We start from the raw sequence: 4,916 nt of genomic DNA, 5'->3' as shown, positions 1-4,916 counted from the left end.
TCGGTACTCCGTGCCCTCGAGGCCACCGCGGTACGCGAGGTAAAGCCAGGCTTGCTCCGCTTCCCGGTCTGGCCGGCGCGCTGGGCCATCGCGATCGGCTTCGCCGTGCTGGCCTGCGAGTACTCGGCTCGAGTATGGGAGGAGTGGCATTCCACCCCGACCGCGGCCTCGCTAATCCCGTCCATGCCCTCCGAGTTGCAACGTATGGTCGGACAGCAGGGGGTCGGTCCACAGAGCCGGATTATCGACACCCTCGACCGACTCAACGAGAACGAAAGGGAAAGCTGATGGATGCGGGAACCGTCCTCATCGTCGTCCTGGTCGTCTTCGTCGTCCTGCTCGGCTCCGAGGTACCGATCGCCTTCGTTCTAGGTCTGGCCGGGGCGGTAGGAATAGTCCTAACCCGAGGTATCGGCGTCACAACCTCAGCACTGGGCAATGTTCCCTTTACCGCCGTAGCCAACTACAGCCTGTCCATCGTGCCCATGTACATCCTGGTGGGGGTTTTCGCCGTGTTCGCCCGCATCGCCGAACACGTCTACACCGTAGCCGACCGGCTATTGCTCAAGATCAGGGGGGGGCTGGGCGTCGCCACAATCAGCGCCTGTGCGGGGTTTGCCGCGGTCACCGGATCAAGCGTCGCCACCGCTGCAACCATCGGGCGACTGGCCATCAGCGAGATGCGCAAACGTGGCTACCCAGACACGCTAGCCGCCGGTATTGTCGCCGCCTCCGGAACCCTCGGGATCCTCATCCCGCCCAGCATTATCCTGGCCATCTACGGGATCCTCACCCGCGAATCTATCGCCCTGCTGCTCGTGGCCGGAATCATCCCCGGGATCATCTCGGCGACGATCTACATCGTGTATGTGGTGATCAAAGGAACCCCCAAGGAGTACCGAGATGCTCAGTCCCAGCTAAAGCAGTCGATCAAGAAGCTCCCGTGGCGCGGCGTGTTCCGGGTGGCAGTGATCTTCACACTGGTGATGCTCGGGATCTACACCGGTTGGTTCACGGTCACCGAGTCTGGCGCACTTGGCGCTTTCTTTGCTTTAATCTTTATGATCATCGAGCTACGTAAGGAAGGGATCCGCCGGGTGTTCGAAACCGTGCAGGCCGCCTTTCTTGAGGTCGCCGCCGTGACCAGCATGTCCTTCTTTATTTTCATCGGCTCTTCAGTTTTCTCCTTCTACTTGGTCTCGGCCGGGATCCCCACCTCCTTCCTCCGTTGGGTCACCGCTCTACAGATGGACCCGCTCCTCATTGTCGCGGTCCTCCTGTTGGTACTGATTCCAATGGGCATGGCCCTTGACTCGCTGTCGATCCTGGTTATCTTCGTGCCACTCACCTACCCGGTCATCTCGTCGTTCGGTTTCGATGGCATCTGGTACGCCATTCTGGTCGTCAAGGGCATCGAGCTGGGCCAGATCACACCGCCGGTCGGCATCAACGCCTATGTTGTAGCCGGGGTCAGCGACATCCGCCCCGAGCGTGTGTTCCGCGGGATCTGGCCGTTCGCCGCTCTTGACGTGATCACCGCTGTGATCCTCTTCCTCTTCCCGGCGATTGTGCTGTGGCTACCTGGCGTGGTCGGGACTTGAGCAACGCCCGCCCACCCAGGTCCACTGAGACCGAGATGCTGATCGAATGGGACGTCCCCATCGAAATGGACGACGGTATCGTGCTCCGTGCCGACGTGTTTACCCCAACCACCACTGACCAATATCCGGTGTTGCTCAGCTACGGGCCCTACGGAAAGGGTCTCGCCTTCCAGGAGGCCTATCCACCCCAGTGGGAGTACATGGTGGAGCAGTATCCCGAGGTGGCAGAAGGGACCTCCAACCGGTATCAGAACTGGGAAGTGGTGGACCCCGAGAAGTGGGTTCCCGACGGTTACGTCTGTGTCCGTGTCGACTCAAGAGGGACAGGACGCTCACCGGGCGACATAAACGTATGGTCCCGACGTGAGGCACTCGACCTATACCACTGCATCGAATGGGCAGCCGCCCAGCCCTGGAGCAACGGACGGGTTGGACTGGCCGGAATCTCCTATTACGCCATGAACCAATATCAGGCGGCCTCCCTACAGCCGCCCCACCTGGCCGCCATCTGCCCCTGGGAAGGCGCATCCGACTGGTATCGAGAGTTCTCTCGGCACGGAGGGATTCTCTGTGAATTCGCCGACAACTGGTACCCACGTCAGGTGGAAAAAGTTCAACACGGTGTGGGCGAACGCGGTTACACCTCGGCGATAACCGGCGACCTGGTGGCCGGACCCGACACCCTCGAACCCGACGAGCTAATCGCCAGACGCGCCGACCTTGGCCACGACATCAAGAGCCGCCCTTTGATCGACCAATGGCACCTCGAGCGGAGCCCTAACTGGAGTGCGGTCAAGGTCCCCATGCTGTCCGCGGGCAACTGGGGTGGGCACGGACTTCACCTCAGAGGCAACATCGAAGCGTTCGTCCAGGCTGCCTCAGAACAGAAGTGGCTAGAAATTCACGGCGGGGCCCACTGGGTTGACTTCTACACCGATCGCGGGGTCGCTCTACAAAAGGAGTTCTTCGACCACTTCCTCAAGGGGAAGGACAACGGCTGGGACCGCCGACCCCCGGTCCACCTCCGCATCCGCCATGCCGACGGAACCTTCGCCGACCGTTTCGAGCACCAGTGGCCCCTCGCCAGGACCGAATGGACTCGCTACCATCTCACCAGCGACGCCGGGCTTTCACCCCACTCCTGCGATCCAGCCCGAGTGGAGTACGACACCGCCGGAGAAGGAGTCACCTTCACCACGGCTGCCTTCGAGACCACCACGGAGATCACCGGTCCCTTGGCGGCCAAGTTGTTTATCTCGTCGGAGACCAACGACGCCGACTTGTTTCTCATTGTGAGGCTGTTCGACACCGACAACCGCGAAGTTACCTTCATGGGCGCTCTTGACCCCAACACTCCAGTGGCCCAGGGTTGGCTCCGGGCCTCCCACCGGGCCTTGGATCCAGAGAGGTCACTTCCCTACCGGCCCTATCACCCACACGAGGCCGCCGAACCGCTCGTCCCCCGCCAGGTGTACGAACTCGATATTGAGATCTGGCCAACTTCGATCGTGATTCCTCCGGGCTACCGGCTCGGCCTCACCGTGCGGAGCAACGACTACCGCTACGACGGGGAGCTGACCGATTTCGCCAAGAGCTTTCATTACGCCAACCGGGGCATCGGGCCCTTCGCGCACACCGACCTCGACGACCGCCCGACTGAGATTTTCGACAGCCAGATCACGTTGCACCTCGGCGGGAAGACCAACTCCTTCCTACTAGTTCCGGTGGTTCCCTCGGAAGGGGCGTCGACATCCGACAACACGTGAACATGTCATGCACGAAACAGACGCCAAGTAAATTGATGACACGGCCACAGGAGGCCAGGAGATGACTCTGCGACCAACTACAGCAAGGGAATACGTCCGAGATCAACTACGACGCCAGATCCTGTCTGGCGAGATCCCCGGCGGTGCCCGTCTCATCCAAACCCAGATAGCCACCGATTACTCGGTGAGCACCACCCCCGTGCGGGAGGCCCTCCTCGACCTGACTTCGGAAGGATTGGTGAAGTTCGACTCCCACCGCGGGGCGGTGGTCAGCCAGCTCAACATCGAGGAGCTCTGGGAGACCTTTGAGCTGCGTCGGGTGCTGGAGCCAATGGTGATGCGGCTGGCGGTGCCCAAGATGACCCCTACCATCGCCAAACGTCTCGACAAGCTGTGTGATCAAATGGAAGCGAACAGCGACCCGACGTATTGGGTGCCGCTCAATCGGGAGTTCCACGGGGTGTTCATGGAAATCTGTGGCAGCCCAATGCTCGCCTCATTCGTTGGGATCCTCCACGACAGTGCGATGGCCTTCCTGACCACCGCCATGCGCTTCCGTCCCGAGATGACCAAACACGGCAATCGTGACCACCGGATCATGGCCGAGGCTGCCCGGGCCGGCGACATCGAAACCGCCACCAACTGCGCGAGCGGCCATATGAACATCACCATGACCGCGGCCCGGGGCCTCTTCGACGGCCCGGCGCCCGCCAACAACGGGGCCTACAAGCTACCTGAGAACTCCGAGACGCTCGAATAAGGGGCGTCCTGGTCAGGGCGGTGTCAGACATCAACCCGGAACAACAAGTCTGGAACAAACATGTCTGCCCGGGAGATGGGATCGCCGAATGCTAGATATGCCGGTTATCGCGCTGATGTCCTGAGGGATACCTGCCTTCAGATCACCTACCAAAGAGCAAGTGGTCCCTCGCGAAACCAGGCCTGGTCGGGCCGACAGGTGGGTCGGTCGTCTCGTGGTGAATCGCCCCGACTCGCGTTACGGCTCCGGCTATTGGGTGGTGGCGGCTGTTGCCGCCGGTATGTGATAGTAGAAGCTGCTCTCGTGTTCAGCTGGTTTGGTGTAGATGGCGTCGTTGGTGATCTGGCCGTGAAGCCGGTGCGGGAATCAACCGAATCGTGGGCCGACCTGCATCGCTGTTGGGTGCATCGAACCGCCAACATTCTCAATGCGCTCCCCAAACGGTGTCACGCCGAGGCGAAACCGGCGATTCAGGCGGTCTATCTCGCCGCTACCAGAGCCGACGCCATCGACCGGATCGACGAGTCGTTGCAGGCGTCTTCGTCGATGGCTACCTGAGCGAGAACCCCGAGGCCGATGTTGTGGCCGGTGGCGGCCGTTTTGTAGCCATGTCTTTCTGATGAGCACTCGAGCAGGCGCACCGTATAGGAACAACGTCCTTGAGAGCGGCCGAGTTCTGATTTGAACGGGTCATGATGCGCCTTCGCTCGGTAGCTCGTTGGCCACCGAGAACGTCCGGCTACTTTGTGCTCGACATAACCTCGAGAAGAGAGACCACATAGAGTGATC

5 protein-coding genes are annotated in these 4,916 nt (G+C 61.0%); all 5 read left to right on the top strand.

What is annotated here, in order from left to right; all coding sequences use genetic code 11:
- Nucleotides 1–288, top strand: a 288-nt coding sequence (locus JJE47_01610) for a hypothetical protein (protein MBK5266109.1), incomplete at its 5' end; no start/stop codon positions are given.
- A complete protein-coding gene (locus JJE47_01605) occupies nt 288–1,601 on the top strand; it encodes a TRAP transporter large permease (protein MBK5266108.1) in 1,314 nt (437 codons plus the stop codon). The genes JJE47_01610 and JJE47_01605, both read left to right, overlap by 1 nt.
- A gap of 35 nt (nt 1,602–1,636) precedes the next feature.
- The gene (locus JJE47_01600) at nt 1,637–3,367 is read left to right on the top strand and encodes a CocE/NonD family hydrolase (protein MBK5266107.1); all 1,731 of its coding nucleotides are present in this window, start codon (nt 1,637–1,639) and stop codon (nt 3,365–3,367) included.
- A gap of 61 nt (nt 3,368–3,428) precedes the next feature.
- Nucleotides 3,429–4,127, top strand: a complete 699-nt coding sequence (locus JJE47_01595) for a GntR family transcriptional regulator (protein MBK5266106.1) — start codon at nt 3,429–3,431, stop codon at nt 4,125–4,127.
- 282 nt (nt 4,128–4,409) lie between these two features.
- The gene (locus JJE47_01590) at nt 4,410–4,685 is read left to right on the top strand and encodes a hypothetical protein (protein MBK5266105.1); all 276 of its coding nucleotides are present in this window, start codon (nt 4,410–4,412) and stop codon (nt 4,683–4,685) included.
- Nucleotides 4,686–4,916: the final 231 nt, after the last annotated feature.

It is taken from the genome of Acidimicrobiia bacterium (genome assembly GCA_016650365.1).
Classification (GTDB): Bacteria; Actinomycetota; Acidimicrobiia; order Spongiisociales; family JAENVV01; genus JAENVV01.
This window is presented reverse-complemented; position numbering and strand designations above follow the sequence as displayed.

What these genes read in the sequence shown, in the direction of transcription:
- JJE47_01605 (MBK5266108.1), top strand. Translation starts at nt 288, where the DNA reads ATGGATGCGGGAACCGTCCTCATCGTCGTCCTGGTCGTCTTCGTCGTC.
- JJE47_01600 (MBK5266107.1), top strand. Translation starts at nt 1,637, where the DNA reads ATGCTGATCGAATGGGACGTCCCCATCGAAATGGACGACGGTATCGTG.
- JJE47_01595 (MBK5266106.1), top strand. Translation starts at nt 3,429, where the DNA reads ATGACTCTGCGACCAACTACAGCAAGGGAATACGTCCGAGATCAACTA.